Raw genomic sequence first — 15,253 nt, 5'->3', positions numbered from 1 at the left:
TCAGCTGTTCACTGAAGATCCAATGTGGGAGCGAGCCTGCTCGCGATGGGGCCAGCACAAGTACCGCATTAATCGCAGGCAAACAAAAACGCCCCCGGCCTTTCGACCGGGGGCGTTTTTTTTTCAGCCTGGGCTAAATCTTATGCCTTGGCTTTCTTCGCAGCGCGGGTACGCTCGCTTTCGTCCAGGATCTTCTTGCGAAGACGGATGGACTTAGGAGTCACTTCGCACAGCTCGTCGTCCTGGATGAATTCCAGAGCCTGTTCCAGGGTGAAGCGAACAGGTGGAACCAGGGCGATGGTTTCGTCTTTACCCGAAGCACGCATGTTGTCGAGCTTCTTGCCCTTGGTAGGGTTGACGCCCAGGTCGTTGTCACGGCTGTTCAGGCCAACGATCTGACCGTTGTAGATTTCCTGACCGTGTTCAACGAACAGCTTGCCACGCGCCTGCAGGGTTTCCAGGGAGTAGGTCAGAGCCTTGCCGGTTTCAACCGAAACCAGAACGCCGTTCTGACGGCCGGACATGTCGCCGGACTTCATCACGTCGTAACGGTCGAAGATCGAAGTCAGGATGCCAGCACCGTTGGTCAGGGTCAGGAACTGGTTACGGAAACCGATCAGACCACGAGCAGGGATGTTGTATTCCAGACGTACACGGCCTTTGCCATCCGGCACCATGTTGGTCAGGTCGCCCTTACGCAGGCCCATCTCTTCCATCACCTTGCCTTGGGATTCTTCCGGCAGGTCGATGGTCACGTTTTCGTACGGTTCGTGCTTCACGCCGTCAACCAGACGGATGATCACTTCCGGACGGCCTACAGCCATTTCGAAGCCTTCGCGACGCATGGTTTCGATCAGAACGGAGAGGTGCAGCTCACCACGGCCGGAAACCTTGAACTTGTCAGCCGAGTCGCCTTCTTCAACGCGCAGTGCAACGTTGTACAGCAGCTCTTTGTCCAGACGTTCCTTGATGTTACGGGAAGTCACGAACTTGCCTTCTTTACCGCAGAATGGCGAGTCGTTTACCTGGAAGGTCATGGAAACGGTTGGCTCGTCAACGGTCAGAGGCTTCATCGCCTCCGGGGTGTCCTGCTGGCACAGGGTGTCGGAGATGAACAGCTCGTCCATACCGCTGATGCACACGATGTCGCCTGCTGCAGCTTCTTCAACGTCTACACGGTGCAGACCGTGGTGACCCATCAGCTTCAGGATACGACCGTTGCGCTTCTTGCCGTCGGCGCTGATAGCGACAACCGGGGTGTTCGGCTTGACGCGACCACGAGCGATACGGCCAACGCCGATAACACCCAGGAAGCTGTTGTAGTCCAGTGCGGAGATCTGCATCTGGAACGGACCGTCACGGTCAACAGCCGGCGCCGGTACGTTGTCGACGATCGACTGGTACAGCGGGGTCATGTCGTCAGCCATTTCGTTGTGGTCCAGACCGGCAATACCGTTCAGGGCCGAGGCGTAGACGACTTTGAAGTCCAGCTGTTCTTCGGTGGCACCCAGGTTGTCGAACAGGTCGAAGATCTGGTCCAGAACCCAGTCCGGACGCGCGCCTGGACGGTCAACCTTGTTGATGCACACGATCGGACGCAGGCCGGCTTCGAACGCCTTCTTGGTCACGAATCGGGTCTGCGGCATAGGGCCGTCTTGAGCGTCAACCAGCAGCAGAACGGAGTCAACCATCGACATTACGCGTTCTACTTCGCCGCCGAAGTCGGCGTGGCCCGGGGTGTCCACGATGTTGATGTGGTAGCCGTTCCAGTTGATGGCGGTGTTTTTCGCCAGGATGGTAATACCGCGCTCTTTCTCCTGGTCGTTGGAGTCCATCACGCGCTCGTCGTTGAGCTCGTTGCGCTCCAGGGTGCCGGATTGACGCAGGAGTTTGTCTACCAGGGTGGTTTTACCATGGTCAACGTGGGCAATGATGGCGATGTTGCGTAGATTTTCGATCACTTGTGTATCTCGATCAGAGGATTCGGTGTGCTGACAAGTCTTGGCAGCGATTTACAGTAGAGTCAGGCCTTGCCGTTACAGCTTGACGGCGGCGTCGGGGGGCCGGTGACGCAAGCCACAGGCAAACAGCCCCGGGCACTTAGCTCGGTCGATAAACGCGCACATTGGCATGTCCCTCACTGAGCAAATGGTGGGCATGCAGGCGACTCATCACGCCTTTGTCGCAATAAAGCAGGTACTGGCGAGTAGGGTCCAGTTCCTTGAAACGAGCGTTCAGTGCATAAAACGGCATCGTTTGTACCTCGATGCCAGCAAGGTCCAGCGGGTCGTCTTCAGCGGCATCCGGGTGACGGATGTCGATCACGATCTGACCGGCCAGCGCTTCGCTGACTTCTTCAATTTGCAAGTCCTGGCCCAATTCGTCGATCACGCGATCGATCGGTACCAGTTTGGCGTTCTCGAGCGCACGCTCAAGGACTGCCATGTCGAATTCTTTCTCTTCGTGCTCCACGCGATGGCGCTTGGCAGCGGTCTTGGGGTTCACCGAGATGACCCCGCAGTACTCCGGCATGTGCCTGGCGAAGTCGGCGGTGCCGATTTCGTTGGCCGTGTCGATGATGTCCTGCTTGTGGCTGGCAATCAGCGGGCGCAAGACCAGTTTGTCGGTCACGCAATCGATCACCGACAGGTTCGGCAACGTCTGGCTCGACACCTGGGAGATCGCCTCACCGGTCACCAGCGCTTCGATGTGCAGTCGATCGGCAATTTGGGAGGAAGCGCGCAACATCATACGCTTCAATACTACGCCCATATGACTGTTATCGACTTTGCCGAGAATTTCTCCCAGCACTTCTTCGAACGGCACACTGACAAATAACACGCGTTGGGAGCTGCCGTACTTCTTCCAGATGAAATGCGCGACTTCCATGACGCCCAGTTCGTGGGCACGTCCACCCAGGTTGAAGAAGCAGAAATGCGCCATCAGGCCGCGGCGCATGATCTGGTAGGCCGCAACGGTGGAATCGAAGCCACCGGACATCAGCACCAGCGTCTGTTCCAGCGCACCCAGCGGATAACCGCCGATACCGTTGTGCTGGCTGTGGATCACGAACAACCGTTGGTCGCGAACTTCGATGCGAACTTCGATTTCAGGCTTTTTCAGGTCGATTCCGGCGGCACCGCACTGACGGCGCAACTGGCTGCCGACATATTTCTCGATGTCTATGGAGCTAAATGGGTGCTTGCCGGCGCGTTTGCAACGTACCGAGAAGATCTTCCCGGCCAGTGCATCACCGTAGTGCTGCTTGCACTTCTCGACGATGTCATCGAAGTCACCCAACGGGTACTCGTCGATCTGCAGGAAGTGCGCGATGCCCGGCATGCAGCTCAGGCGCTCGCCCATCTCCTTCAGGGCCTTGGGATCGCTGACGCGGGTCTCCAGCTCGAGATTGTCCCACACACCGTTCACCACCACAGCCGGGTCCAGGTCACGGAGCACGGCACGGATGTTCTTGGCCAACTGGCGGATGAAACGCATCCGTACCGGGCGGCTCTTGATGGTGATCTCTGGAAAGACTTTTACGATTAATTTCATGGAAACAGCGCGCGCGAGGCCTGCCGAAAAAGGGGGGCGCGGATTATAGCGGAAATTGCTCAAGGTTTAACCAGATAATGTGCAGAAGGTTTTACATGCACCAAAACAGGTCATTTATTGAAATGAGCGCCACATTGTAGGGCGAGATTTTCCGCTTTAAGGTGCTTTCCCACCTTATAAGCGTGAATTTGGGGCAAAAAACCCATGGTGGGGCACTGGCATGCAATTTGCTCCCTTGTGAGGCAGGTTGCCTTGGCAGAGTATTCGCGCCGGCATCACAAACATTTAAGGGCATCCACTACCAGCCCTAATCCACCCGGAGGACACTATGTCGAAGTCGGTTCAACTCATCAAAGATCATGACGTCAAGTGGATTGATCTGCGCTTCACAGACACCAAGGGCACTCAGCACCACGTGACCATGCCGGCTCGCGATGCGCTGGACGATGACTTCTTTGAAGTCGGCAAAATGTTCGACGGCTCCTCCATCGCTGGCTGGAAAGGCATCGAAGCCTCCGACATGATCCTGCTGCCGGACGACTCCACCGCTGTTCTGGACCCGTTCACCGAAGAGCCGACCCTGATCCTGGTCTGCGACATCATCGAACCTTCGAGCATGCAAGGCTACGACCGCGACCCACGTGCGATCGCCAAGCGCGCCGAAGAGCACCTGAAATCCACCGGTATCGGTGACACCGTGTTCGCCGGTCCAGAGCCAGAGTTCTTCATCTTCGACCAAGTGAAGTTCAAGTCCGACATTTCCGGCTCCATGTTCAAGATCTACTCCGAACAAGGTTCTTGGATGTCCGACCAGGACATCGAAGGCGGCAACAAAGGCCACCGTCCAGGCGTCAAAGGTGGCTACTTCCCGGTTCCGCCGTTCGACCACGACCACGAAATCCGTACCTCCATGTGCAACGCACTGGAAGAAATGGGCCTGACCGTCGAAGTTCACCACCACGAAGTGGCAACTGCCGGCCAGAACGAAATCGGCGTCAAGTTCAACACCCTGGTGAAGAAAGCCGACGAGACCCAAACCCTGAAGTACGTCGTGCACAACGTTGCAGATGCCTACGGCCGTACTGCTACCTTCATGCCTAAGCCTCTGTACGGCGACAACGGCTCGGGTATGCACGTACACATGTCGATCTGGAAAGAAGGCAAGAACACCTTCGCTGGCGAAGGTTATGCCGGCCTGTCCGATACCGCCCTGTACTTCATCGGCGGCATCATCAAGCACGGTAAGGCCCTGAACGGCTTCACCAACCCGGCGACCAACTCCTACAAGCGTCTGGTTCCAGGCTTCGAAGCGCCGGTAATGCTGGCCTACTCGGCTCGCAACCGCTCGGCTTCGATCCGTATTCCTTACGTGTCGAGCCCGAAAGCCCGCCGTATCGAAGCACGCTTCCCGGATCCGGCTGCCAACCCGTACCTGTGCTTCGCCGCACTGCTGATGGCTGGCCTGGACGGCATCCAGAACAAGATCCACCCTGGCGACGCAGCTGACAAAAACCTGTACGACCTGCCGCCTGAAGAGGCGAAAGAGATCCCACAAGTTTGCGGCAGCCTGAAAGAAGCCCTGGAAGAGCTGGACAAAGGTCGTGCGTTCCTGACCAAAGGCGGCGTTTTCAGCGACGACTTCATCGACGCTTACATCGCCCTGAAAAGCGAAGAAGAAATCAAGGTACGTACCTTCGTACACCCACTGGAATACGAGCTGTACTACAGCTGCTAATCCGGTAGCGCCTGCGCAAGCGGCGTGACAAAGAGGCCTCCTTCGGGAGGCCTTTTTTGTAGGCAACGTCTCACGCAAGGAGTCCATGTTTCCCCGGGCATTCCCGGCAACGTCCGGCTTAAAAAAATATGAGCGACCCGTAGCCTGTACCGTCTTGAACTCAAAGGACGGAAACATGAAGCGATCCATGCTCACCCCCCTATTTACTGCCCTCGTCGCCCTCGCCCTGCAGGGCTGTAGCAACTCCGCGCCCCCAACAGCGATGGAACGCAAAGTCCTGTTGCAAAGCAGCAGATCCTGGGACGACACGCCTTACACTCACTACCCTTACGCCGAACCTGAACTGTCAGTGCTTAAACTGAAGATCCCGGCCAATACGCAACTTCCATGGCATACCCACGCCATGCCAAATGCGGCGTATATCCTCAGCGGCGAGCTGACGATAGAGAGCAAGGACAGTGGCCAGATCCGGCGCGTCAAACAAGGGGATGCTGTCGCCGAAATGGTCAATATCACTCATCGCGGAGTCACCGGTGAGGAACCGGTAGAACTTATCGTGTTCTATGCTGGCAGCGAGGGTATTCCTTTGTCGGAGTAATTTTTGCTGCTCACAGGGAGCCTGAATGCGGCCACTCTTATTGTTCCTGGGGCTGTTATCAGGCTTTCCTGCAATGGCCCAGATCTACAAGTACACCGATGCTGCCGGCAACACGGCCTACAGCAATCAACCACCCGATGGTGTTAGCGCTCAGGCGGTTGATTTGCCACCGCTGAACCGTATCGAGCGTCAACCGCCCAGCGAACCTGCTCCGCCCGTCCCCATCAATAACCGCGAGCAGATAAACAGTACTTACGAGGTTCTTGAGCTGACCGGCCTGCCCAACGAAGGGTCCTTGCGCGCCAACAACGGTACCTTCACCGTCAACGTGCTGATCAAACCGCGCCTCCAAGGCTCGCATCGGTTCAGGTTGTTACTGGATGGGCAACCCTATGGCCAGCCAGGCAACGTACCGATCCTGCAACTGGTGAACATCGATCGCGGCTTGCACACCGTCGCCGTGCAAGTGATCGACGGCGAAACAGTCGTACAGCAGAGCCCCACCGTGACCTTTACCTTGCAGCGAGTGCACAAGCGCTGAAGACCTTGGGCTTGTTTTAGCCTCGCTTGAGTTTTCGCACTATATTGGTGCGATTGGTTGCACCGCGTTCAAATTCCAACCCATTTTGGTTCGAAAGTACCCGAACGATCTGGCAAAGCGCCACGCAATCGAGCGTCAAACGCCCGTTTCAGCGCTTAAACGCTTCTTTTCAGAGCCTTGGTTTGGTTTTTGCAGTTTGCTCGCATCAGCTCTTTATTCATGCGCCAAAAGAGGTCCTGAATGACCATCAGCGACGCACTACACCGCTTGCTGCTCGACAACCTGACCACCGCCACCATCCTGCTCAACGCCGAACTGCGCCTTGAGTACATGAACCCCGCGGCGGAGATGCTCCTGGCCATCAGCGGCCAGCGCAGCCATGGGCAGTTCATCAGCGAGCTGTTTACCGAATCCACCGAGGCGCTGAATTCGTTGCGCCAGGCGGTACAGCAGGCGCACCCCTTTACCAAGCGCGAAGCGATGCTTACCGCCCTTACCGGCCAGACCCTCACGGTCGATTACGCGGTAACGCCGATCCTTTCAGGTGGCGACACGTTGCTGCTGCTCGAAGTCCACCCCCGCGACCGCTTGCTGCGCATCACCAAGGAAGAGGCGCAGCTTTCAAAGCAGGAAACCAGCAAGATGCTGGTGCGGGGCCTGGCCCATGAAATCAAGAATCCGCTGGGCGGTATTCGCGGCGCGGCACAGCTGCTGGCCCGCGAGCTGCCGGAAGAAAGCCTGCGCGACTACACCAATGTCATCATTGAAGAGGCCGACCGCCTGCGCAACCTGGTCGATCGCATGCTCGGCTCGAACAAGCTGCCATCGCTGGCCATGTGCAACATCCACGAAGTGCTGGAGCGCGTCTGCCATCTGGTCGAGGCCGAAAGCCAGGGCTGCATCACTTTGGTGCGTGACTACGACCCGAGCATTCCAGACGTCCTGATCGATCGTGAACAAATGATCCAGGCCGTGCTGAACATCGTGCGCAATGCGATGCAGGCCATCAGTAGCCAGAATGAGCTGCGCCTGGGCCGCATCAGCCTGCGCACCCGCGCCATGCGCCAGTTCACCATCGGCCACGTGCGCCATCGCCTGGTGACCAAGATCGAAATCATCGACAACGGACCGGGCATTCCTGCGGATCTTCAGGAAACCATCTTTTTCCCCATGGTCAGCGGACGTCCGGACGGTACCGGGCTGGGCCTGGCCATTACCCAGAACATCATCAGCCAGCACCAGGGCTTGATCGAATGTGACAGCCACCCCGGCCACACCACCTTCTCGATCTTTCTGCCACTGGAACAAGGAGCCACATCGACATGAGCCGTAGTGAAACCGTGTGGATCGTCGATGACGACCGTTCTATCCGTTGGGTCCTGGAAAAAGCCTTGCAGCAGGAAGGCATGACCACGCAAAGCTTCGACAGCGCCGATGGCGTAATGAGCCGCCTGGCGCGCCAGCAGCCGGACGTGATCATCTCCGACATCCGCATGCCCGGCGCCAGCGGCCTGGACCTTCTGGCGCGGATTCGCGAGCAGCACCCACGGCTGCCGGTGATCATCATGACCGCGCACTCGGATCTGGACAGCGCTGTCGCGTCCTATCAGGGCGGCGCCTTTGAATACCTGCCCAAGCCGTTCGATGTCGACGAAGCGGTCTCCCTGGTCAAGCGCGCGAACCAGCACGCCCAGGAGCAACAAGGCCTGGAAGTCCCGGTCGCACTGACCCGCACGCCGGAAATCATCGGCGAAGCGCCAGCGATGCAGGAAGTGTTTCGCGCCATCGGGCGCTTGAGCCACTCCAACATCACCGTGCTGATCAACGGCGAATCCGGCACCGGTAAAGAACTGGTGGCCCACGCCCTGCACCGCCACAGCCCGCGCGCAGCTTCACCATTCATTGCACTGAACATGGCAGCGATCCCCAAGGACCTGATGGAATCCGAGTTGTTCGGCCACGAAAAAGGCGCGTTCACCGGGGCCGCCAACCTGCGTCGCGGGCGATTCGAGCAGGCGGATGGGGGCACGCTGTTCCTCGATGAAATCGGCGACATGCCGGCTGACACCCAGACTCGTTTGCTGCGGGTTTTGGCTGATGGCGAGTTCTACCGTGTCGGTGGCCACGTCCCGGTCAAGGTCGATGTGCGGATCATCGCCGCCACGCACCAGAACCTGGAAACCCTGGTGAATGCCGGGAAATTCCGTGAAGACTTGTTCCACCGTCTCAACGTGATCCGCATCCACATACCGCGCCTGTCAGACCGCCGCGAAGACATCCCGACCCTGGCCAAGCACTTCCTTGGCCGTGCAGCGCAGGAGCTGGCGGTCGAGCCGAAGCTGCTGAAAAACGAAACCGAGGAATACCTGAAAAACCTGCCATGGCCCGGCAACGTGCGCCAACTGGAGAACACGTGCCGTTGGATCACCGTGATGGCGTCGGGTCGCGAAGTGCATATCGGCGACCTGCCACCGGAGCTGCTGAGCCTTCCGCAGGATTCGGCCCCGGTAACCAACTGGGAACAGGCGCTGCGCCAATGGGCCGACCAGGCACTGGCTCGCGGGCAGTCCAGCCTGCTGGACAGCGCCGTGCCGACCTTCGAGCGGATCATGATCGAGACCGCCCTCAAGCACACCGCCGGCCGCCGCCGCGATGCCGCCGTGTTGCTGGGCTGGGGGCGTAATACCCTGACTCGCAAGATCAAGGAGCTGGGGATGAAGGTAGATGGTGGGGATGATGATGAGGGGGATGAGGGCTAAACCCTTAACCCGATCGTTCCCATGCTCCGCGTGGGAATGCAGCCCGGGACGCTCCGCGTCCCAAGAGCGGACGCAGAGCGTCCATTGAGGCGTTCCCACGCAGAGCGTGGGAACGATCAAAAGCCCTGTGGGAGCCTGCTCGCGAAGCTTTTTGGGCTCCCGTGCACCGCCTGAAGGCACCGTGAACCGCAATCGCGCACGGTAACTGATCCGAAACCCCACTTTTATTCGCAATCGAACCCCTATCGAAAAAACACGAAAGCCCCGGATTACGGGGCTTTCAGCTTTTCTACACGACTTTCTATTTCAACTTGTTAAAACCTGGCACGTCCCCTGCAATAGTCCCATCAGTGATTCAGATCACTACCCAGTTTCGGGGACCTTGGTACAGGCAGGCCGGGGATTCCCCTCTTTACACCGGGCTCACACCGCACAAGCGACGAGCCCTCCCGTTTTGGGGTCCTTGGTACAGGCAGGCCGGGGATTCCCTCTTTACACCGGGTTCAGGCGCTATGCGCGAACCCTCCCGTTTTGGGGACCTTGGTACAGGCAGGCCGGGGATTCCCTCTTTTATTGCTCCTGGAGATGGATCTCCAGCCGCCAGCGGTCATCGACCTCACTACCGGCCCACTCCCCCTGAAGAGGACGGGCCGCCACCAGCGTCAGCAACAATCCCCCGTCACTCAATCGCGCTCTCCAGTTCACGTCCTTGCCGTTGAGCTTGAGCTGGCCTTTCTGCGCCTGGCCTTGAGCTTCGAACAACAGTGCAACACTGCCTTCCACGATCTCGCCGTGGGTCTTGGGTTCATTGTTGAACCACACCACCAACCCGTCACCAGTCACTTCGATCTGCTGCAATTCGCTGGGGTCGGGGGTGGTCAGGCGACCGATCATCAACCCTACCATCACCCCCACAATTGCCAGCGAAGCCATCACACGCGGGAATAGTTTCGAACGAGGGTCGGCTTGCGGCGTAGAATGCCGCTCATCTCTACCTTCGGAGCCGTGCATGTTTCACGTCATCCTTTTCCAACCAGAAATTCCGCCGAACACCGGCAACGTTATCAGGCTGTGCGCCAACAGTGGCTGCCACCTGCATTTGATCGAACCGCTGGGCTTCGAGATGGACGACAAGCGCCTGCGCCGGGCGGGCCTCGACTACCACGAGTATGCCACTCTGCAACGCCATGCGGACCTGGCCAGCTGCCTGGAAAGCCTCGGTCATCCGCGGTTGTTCGCCTTCACCACCAAGGGCTCGCGGCCGTTTCACGACGTCAGCTTCGCCCCTGGCGATGCGTTCCTGTTCGGCCCGGAAAGCCGTGGCCTGCCAGCCGAGGTGCTCGACGCCCTGCCCGGCGAACAACGCCTGCGCCTGCCGATGCGCGAAGGCTGCCGCAGCCTGAATCTGTCCAACACCGTGGCTGTCGCCGTATACGAGGCTTGGCGGCAGAACGACTTCAAATAACACCGCGGCCCTTGTAGGAGCTGGCTTGCCAGCGAAGGCGGTGCAACAGCCACACAGAGGTTGAGTGTGATGACCCCTTCGCTGGCAAGCCAGCTCCTACAGGTTTCGTTTGCTCCATGAAAAAAGCGCCTTTAACAGGCGCTTTTTTCATGGAGCAAACGAAGCTTTCTTTTATTGAACGGTCGGAGTCTCGCCCGCCGCTTGCATGCGTTGCAGCTCTTGCGCGTACAGGGCGTCGAAGTTCACCGGTGCCAGCATCAGGGCCGGGAACGAGCCGCGGGTCACCAGGCTGTCCAGCGCTTCGCGAGCGTACGGGAACAGGATGTTCGGGCAGAACGCGCCCAGGGTGTGGCTCATCGAAGCGTCGTCCAGGTTCTTGATCAGGAAGATACCGGCCTGCTGCACTTCGGCGATGAACGCCACTTCTTCACCGTTTTTCACGGTGACCGACAGGGTCAGTACGACTTCGTGAAAATCGCCTTCCAGCGCCTTTTGACGGGTGTTCAGATCCAGACCGACACTCGGCTCCCACTGCTGGCGGAAGATCGCCGGGCTTTTCGGGGCTTCGAAGGACAAGTCACGTACGTAGATGCGCTGCAAGGAGAATTGCGGTGCGGTTTCTTCTTCGCTAGCTGCAGTGTTCTGTTGGTCAGTCATCTCAGATCCTTTCTGATCTTGGGCTTTTATAGGGTATGGAATTCAGGCCTTGAGCAGCGCGTCGAGCTTGCCGGCGCGCTCCAGGGCAAACAAATCATCACAACCGCCAACGTGAGTGCTGCCGATCCAGATCTGCGGCACGGACGTGCGTCCGGCCTTCTGAGCCATTGCGGCACGCACCTGCGGCTTGCCATCGACCTTGATCTCTTCGAAGGCCACGCCTTTGTTCTCGAGCAGGTACTTGGCTCGGGAGCAATAAGGGCAGTAATCGCTGGAATAGACGACGACGTTACTCATATCACTTCACCAGCGGCAGATTGTCGGCTTTCCAGCTGGAAACGCCACCGGACAGCTTGGCGGCGGTGAAGCCAGCCTTTACCAGTTCGCGAGCGTGGGTACCGGCGGTCTGGCCCATGGCATCGACCAGGATGATGGTCTTGGCCTTGTGCTTTTCCAGTTCGCCAACGCGAGCAGCCAGTTTGTCGTGAGGAATGTTCAACGCGCCTACAATGTGGCCGGCGGCGAAGTCCTTGGTCGGACGAATGTCGATCACCACGCCAGCGTCTTTGTTGACCAGGCCAGTCAGTTCGCCGGTGCTCAGGCTACGGCCGCCGCCCTGCATCTGATAGGCAATCAGCAACGCCAGCAGTACGACGAAGATACCGACGAGGATGTAGTGGTTAGTGGCAAATTCAATCAGGTGAGCAACCATCGAAGGAGGTTCCAGGGCGTTAAAATGTCGGCCAGTATACACAGCCACTATGGTGGGCCAAACCCCGTCCGGCGGTGACGTGGCCGGAACTTCGCATTAAACTGCCACTCCCTTTTCCATCGCCCTCTTTTCTCAGCCACGAGTGGACTCCATGACTACCACGCCTAAACCTTTGGTCCTGATCATTCTCGACGGCTTCGGTCACAGTGAGAGCCCTGAATCCAATGCCATCTTCGCGGCCAAGAAGCCCGTACTGGACCGTTTGTGGGCCACCGTGCCCAACGGCCTGATTTCGGGCAGCGGCATGGACGTCGGCCTGCCTGACGGCCAGATGGGTAACTCCGAAGTCGGCCACATGAACCTCGGTGCCGGCCGTGTGGTGTATCAGGATTTCACCCGCGTGACCAAATCGATCCGCGACGGCGAATTCTTCGAGAACCCAACCATCTGCGCCGCGGTGGACAAAGCCGTCGCTGCCGGCAAAGCCGTGCACTTCATGGGCCTGCTGTCCGATGGTGGCGTACACAGCCACCAGGATCACCTGGTCGCCATGGCTGAGCTGGCTGCCAAGCGCGGCGCCGAAAAAATCTACCTGCACGCCTTCCTCGACGGCCGCGATACCCCGCCGAAAAGCGCGCAATCTTCGATCGAGTTGCTGGACGCCACCTTCCAGGCGCTGGGCAAAGGCCGCATCGCCAGCCTCATCGGTCGTTATTTCGCCATGGATCGCGACAACCGTTGGGACCGCGTATCCCAGGCCTACAACCTGATCGTCGACGGCCATGGCGAATTCAACGCCGCCACCGCCCAGGAAGGCCTGCAAGCCGCGTACGAGCGTGGCGAGAGCGACGAATTCGTCAAGGCCACCTCCATCGGTGAACCCGTTAAAGTAGAAGACGGCGACGCCGTGGTGTTCATGAACTTCCGCGCCGACCGCGCCCGGGAACTGACCCGCGTCTTCGTCGAGGACGACTTCAACGACTTCGAGCGTGCTCGTCAGCCAAAATTGGCCGGTTTCGTCATGCTGACCCAATACGCCGCCAGCATTCCCGCGCCATCGGCCTTCGCCGCCGGCAGCCTGGAAAACGTGCTGGGCGACTACCTGGCGAAAAACGGCAAGACCCAGCTGCGCATCGCCGAAACCGAAAAATACGCCCACGTGACCTTCTTCTTCTCTGGCGGTCGTGAAGAACCGTTTCCGGGCGAAGAGCGCATCCTGATCCCGTCGCCGAAAGTCGCCACCTACGACTTGCAGCCGGAGATGAGCGCACCGGAAGTCACCGACCGCATCGTCGACGCCATCGACAACCAGCGTTACGACGTGATCGTGGTCAACTACGCCAACGGCGACATGGTCGGCCACAGCGGCGTGTTCGAAGCGGCGGTCAAGGCCGTTGAGTGCCTTGACCAGTGCGTCGGCCGCATTGTCGAAGCGCTGGAGAAAGTTGGCGGCGAAGCCCTGATCACCGCAGACCACGGCAACGTCGAGCAAATGTCCGACGAGACCACGGGTCAGGCGCACACCGCGCACACCACCGAGCCGGTGCCGTTCATCTATGTCGGCAAGCGCGACCTGAAGGTGCGTGAAGGCGGCGTGCTGGCGGATGTGGCACCGACCATGCTGAAGCTGCTGGGCCTGGAACAACCGGCGGAAATGACCGGGACTTCGATTCTGGTCTAATCGAGCTACACCAAACACCGCAACCCCCTGTAGGAGCGAGCCTGCTCGCGATAGCAATCCAACAGTCAATATCGATGTTGAATGTGAGGACGCCATCGCGAGCAGGCTCGCTCCTACAGGGGGTTTGCGTGGTTTTTCGGGCCAGTTATCACACAGCCCCAATTGGGCGTTTTTTTTGCAGCGTGGGGCGGGCATACTAGGGCGTCCCTTTCCCTGGTGTCGCCCGCCTCTATGCTCCGCGTCCTGATAGCCCTTGCCCTGACTTGCCTGCTCCAACCGGCCTTCGCCGATGAGCGAGCGCAAACCCAGCAACAGTTGGACGCCACGCGTCAGGACATTGCCGAGTTGAAAAAACTGCTGGGCAAGCTGCAGGAAGAAAAATCCGGCGTGCAGAAGGACCTCAAGGGCACCGAGACCGAGATGGGCAAGCTCGAGAAGCAGGTCGACGCCCTGCAAAAAGAGCTGAAGAAAAGCGAAACCGAGTTGCAGCGACTCGATGCGGAGAAAAAAAAACTCCAGAGCGCGCGCACTGAACAGCAGCGACTGATCGCCATCCAGGCCCGCGCGGCTTACCAGAACGGCCGCCAGGAGTACTTGAAACTGCTGCTCAACCAGCAGAATCCCGAGAAGTTCGCCCGCACGCTCACCTATTACGACTACCTGAGCCAGGCCCGCCTGGAACAGCTGAAGAACTTCAACGAAACCCTGCGCCAGCTGGCCAATGTCGAAAAAGACATCGGCCTGCAGCAGGCGCAATTGCTGGTACAGCAAAGCAGCCTCGAAACCCAGCGCGGCGAACTCGAGAAGGTTCGCCAGGAGCGCCAGCAAGTCCTGGCCAAGCTCAACGACGACGTGAAGGCCCGCGACCAGAAACTGGCAGCCCGCGAGCAGGATCAGGCTGACCTGTCTAAAGTCCTTAAAACCATTGAAGAAACCTTGGCCCGCCAGGCCCGTGAGGCAGAAGAAGCGCGGCAAAAAGCGCTGATCGCCCAGCAGGAAGCCGAAAAAAAGCGTTTACGTGAGGCCCAGGCGCTGGCAGAAGCCAACGATGACGCCCCACGCAAACCGGTTAAATCGACACCCGGCCCAATGGTTTCAAGTTCAGGCGAAACCTTTGGCGGCGCATTTGCGTCAACTCGCGGCAAACTTCCCTGGCCTGTCGATGGTCGACTGTTGGCGCGCTTCGGTGAAAGCCGTGGCGACGACGCCCGGACCAAGTGGGACGGCGTGATGATCGGCGCTTCTGCCGGCAGTGCGGTGCATGCGGTGCATGGCGGTCGAGTGGTGTTCGCCGACTGGTTGCGCGGCGCCGGGCTGCTGGTGATTCTCGACCACGGCAACGGCTTTTTGAGTCTTTATGGTCACAACCAGACACTGCTCAAGTCTGCGGGTGACGTGGTAAAAGCCGGTGAATCCATCTCCACTGTCGGTAACAGTGGCGGGCAGGACACACCAGCGCTGTACTTTGCTATTCGTCAGCAGGGTCACCCGAGTGATCCGGCGCAATGGTGCCGCGCGCAAGGATAGGCGCTGAGTCACCTACATTAGGA

At 58.9% G+C, this 15,253-nt stretch carries 14 protein-coding genes; 8 read left to right on the top strand and 6 right to left on the bottom strand.

Annotated elements, in window-relative coordinates:
* Positions 1 to 140: 140 nt before the first annotated feature.
* A complete protein-coding gene (typA, locus tag HFK74_RS13150) occupies positions 141 to 1,961 on the bottom strand; it encodes a translational GTPase TypA (RefSeq protein ID WP_096513849.1) in 1,821 nt (606 codons plus the stop codon).
* A 139-nt stretch (positions 1,962 to 2,100) separates the two neighbouring features.
* Positions 2,101 to 3,555 carry a tRNA uracil 4-sulfurtransferase ThiI gene (gene thiI, locus HFK74_RS13145; protein ID WP_008058553.1) on the bottom strand — a complete coding sequence of 485 codons (1,455 nt, stop codon included), beginning with the start codon at positions 3,553 to 3,555 and terminating at the stop codon, positions 2,101 to 2,103.
* Positions 3,556 to 3,883: 328 nt separating this feature from the next.
* On the opposite strand from thiI, the gene glnA reads away from it, so the two are divergent.
* The 5 genes from glnA to ntrC all read left to right on the top strand — a co-directional run bounded on the left by glnA (position 3,884) and on the right by ntrC (position 9,188).
* The gene (glnA, locus tag HFK74_RS13140; RefSeq protein WP_008058552.1) at positions 3,884 to 5,290 is read left to right on the top strand and encodes a type I glutamate--ammonia ligase; all 1,407 of its coding nucleotides are present in this window, start codon (positions 3,884 to 3,886) and stop codon (positions 5,288 to 5,290) included.
* Between the two features lie 187 nt (positions 5,291 to 5,477).
* Positions 5,478 to 5,888, top strand: coding sequence for a cupin domain-containing protein (locus HFK74_RS13135; RefSeq protein ID WP_257230321.1), 411 nt, complete (start codon positions 5,478 to 5,480; stop codon positions 5,886 to 5,888).
* A gap of 25 nt (positions 5,889 to 5,913) precedes the next feature.
* Positions 5,914 to 6,429: a DUF4124 domain-containing protein gene (locus tag HFK74_RS13130; RefSeq protein ID WP_180203874.1), complete on the top strand. Its 516-nt coding sequence runs from the start codon at positions 5,914 to 5,916 to the stop codon at positions 6,427 to 6,429.
* A gap of 240 nt (positions 6,430 to 6,669) precedes the next feature.
* A complete protein-coding gene (gene glnL / locus HFK74_RS13125) occupies positions 6,670 to 7,755 on the top strand; it encodes a nitrogen regulation protein NR(II) (protein ID WP_180203873.1) in 1,086 nt (361 codons plus the stop codon).
* Entirely contained in the window at positions 7,752 to 9,188 is a 1,437-nt protein-coding gene (gene ntrC / locus HFK74_RS13120; RefSeq protein ID WP_008058546.1) for a nitrogen regulation protein NR(I), read from the top strand. The genes glnL and ntrC overlap by 4 nt, the downstream gene beginning before the upstream one ends.
* 570 nt (positions 9,189 to 9,758) lie before the next feature.
* On the opposite strand, the gene HFK74_RS13115 is transcribed toward ntrC, so the two are convergent.
* Positions 9,759 to 10,199: a hypothetical protein gene (locus HFK74_RS13115; RefSeq protein WP_180203872.1), complete on the bottom strand. Its 441-nt coding sequence runs from the start codon at positions 10,197 to 10,199 to the stop codon at positions 9,759 to 9,761.
* On the opposite strand from HFK74_RS13115, the gene trmL reads away from it, so the two are divergent.
* Positions 10,198 to 10,653: a tRNA (uridine(34)/cytosine(34)/5-carboxymethylaminomethyluridine(34)-2'-O)-methyltransferase TrmL gene (trmL, locus tag HFK74_RS13110; RefSeq protein ID WP_110965901.1), complete on the top strand. Its 456-nt coding sequence runs from the start codon at positions 10,198 to 10,200 to the stop codon at positions 10,651 to 10,653. The genes HFK74_RS13115 and trmL overlap by 2 nt on opposite strands.
* A gap of 171 nt (positions 10,654 to 10,824) precedes the next feature.
* Here the strand turns inward: trmL and secB are convergent, their stop codons facing one another.
* Genes secB through HFK74_RS13095 form a run of 3 tightly spaced genes read right to left on the bottom strand, consistent with a single transcriptional unit; the run spans position 10,825 to position 12,022 of the window.
* Positions 10,825 to 11,310, bottom strand: a complete 486-nt coding sequence (gene secB, locus HFK74_RS13105) for a protein-export chaperone SecB (protein ID WP_008058540.1) — start codon at positions 11,308 to 11,310, stop codon at positions 10,825 to 10,827.
* A 42-nt stretch (positions 11,311 to 11,352) separates the two neighbouring features.
* Entirely contained in the window at positions 11,353 to 11,607 is a 255-nt protein-coding gene (gene grxC, locus HFK74_RS13100) for a glutaredoxin 3 (protein WP_008058538.1), read from the bottom strand.
* Between the two features lies 1 nt (position 11,608).
* A complete protein-coding gene (locus tag HFK74_RS13095) occupies positions 11,609 to 12,022 on the bottom strand; it encodes a rhodanese-like domain-containing protein (protein ID WP_180203871.1) in 414 nt (137 codons plus the stop codon).
* A 151-nt stretch (positions 12,023 to 12,173) separates the two neighbouring features.
* Between HFK74_RS13095 and gpmI the strand changes: the two genes are divergently transcribed.
* Positions 12,174 to 13,703, top strand: coding sequence for a 2,3-bisphosphoglycerate-independent phosphoglycerate mutase (gene gpmI / locus HFK74_RS13090; protein ID WP_180203870.1), 1,530 nt, complete (start codon positions 12,174 to 12,176; stop codon positions 13,701 to 13,703).
* A 231-nt stretch (positions 13,704 to 13,934) separates the two neighbouring features.
* Positions 13,935 to 15,230: a murein hydrolase activator EnvC gene (locus tag HFK74_RS13085; RefSeq protein WP_180203869.1), complete on the top strand. Its 1,296-nt coding sequence runs from the start codon at positions 13,935 to 13,937 to the stop codon at positions 15,228 to 15,230.
* Positions 15,231 to 15,253 lie beyond the last annotated feature (23 nt).

It is taken from the genome of Pseudomonas sp. SbOxS1, assembly GCF_013416725.1.
In the GTDB taxonomy this organism is placed as follows: domain Bacteria; phylum Pseudomonadota; class Gammaproteobacteria; order Pseudomonadales; family Pseudomonadaceae; genus Aquipseudomonas.
Note: the sequence above shows the minus strand (reverse complement) of the source record. Positions and strands in the feature narration are given on the sequence as shown.

Excerpts from the sequence above, each read along its gene's own strand:
- secB (WP_008058540.1), bottom strand. The coding sequence starts at position 11,310 with ATGACTGACCAACAGAACACTGCAGCTAGCGAAGAAGAAACCGCACCG.
- gpmI (WP_180203870.1), top strand. The coding sequence starts at position 12,174 with ATGACTACCACGCCTAAACCTTTGGTCCTGATCATTCTCGACGGCTTC.
- HFK74_RS13095 (WP_180203871.1), bottom strand. The coding sequence starts at position 12,022 with ATGGTTGCTCACCTGATTGAATTTGCCACTAACCACTACATCCTCGTC.
- HFK74_RS13130 (WP_180203874.1), top strand. The coding sequence starts at position 5,914 with ATGCGGCCACTCTTATTGTTCCTGGGGCTGTTATCAGGCTTTCCTGCA.
- glnA (WP_008058552.1), top strand. The coding sequence starts at position 3,884 with ATGTCGAAGTCGGTTCAACTCATCAAAGATCATGACGTCAAGTGGATT.
- HFK74_RS13115 (WP_180203872.1), bottom strand. The coding sequence starts at position 10,199 with ATGCACGGCTCCGAAGGTAGAGATGAGCGGCATTCTACGCCGCAAGCC.
- thiI (WP_008058553.1), bottom strand. The coding sequence starts at position 3,555 with ATGAAATTAATCGTAAAAGTCTTTCCAGAGATCACCATCAAGAGCCGC.
- ntrC (WP_008058546.1), top strand. The coding sequence starts at position 7,752 with ATGAGCCGTAGTGAAACCGTGTGGATCGTCGATGACGACCGTTCTATC.
- glnL (WP_180203873.1), top strand. The coding sequence starts at position 6,670 with ATGACCATCAGCGACGCACTACACCGCTTGCTGCTCGACAACCTGACC.
- trmL (WP_110965901.1), top strand. The coding sequence starts at position 10,198 with ATGTTTCACGTCATCCTTTTCCAACCAGAAATTCCGCCGAACACCGGC.
- grxC (WP_008058538.1), bottom strand. The coding sequence starts at position 11,607 with ATGAGTAACGTCGTCGTCTATTCCAGCGATTACTGCCCTTATTGCTCC.
- HFK74_RS13085 (WP_180203869.1), top strand. The coding sequence starts at position 13,935 with ATGCTCCGCGTCCTGATAGCCCTTGCCCTGACTTGCCTGCTCCAACCG.
- HFK74_RS13135 (WP_257230321.1), top strand. The coding sequence starts at position 5,478 with ATGCTCACCCCCCTATTTACTGCCCTCGTCGCCCTCGCCCTGCAGGGC.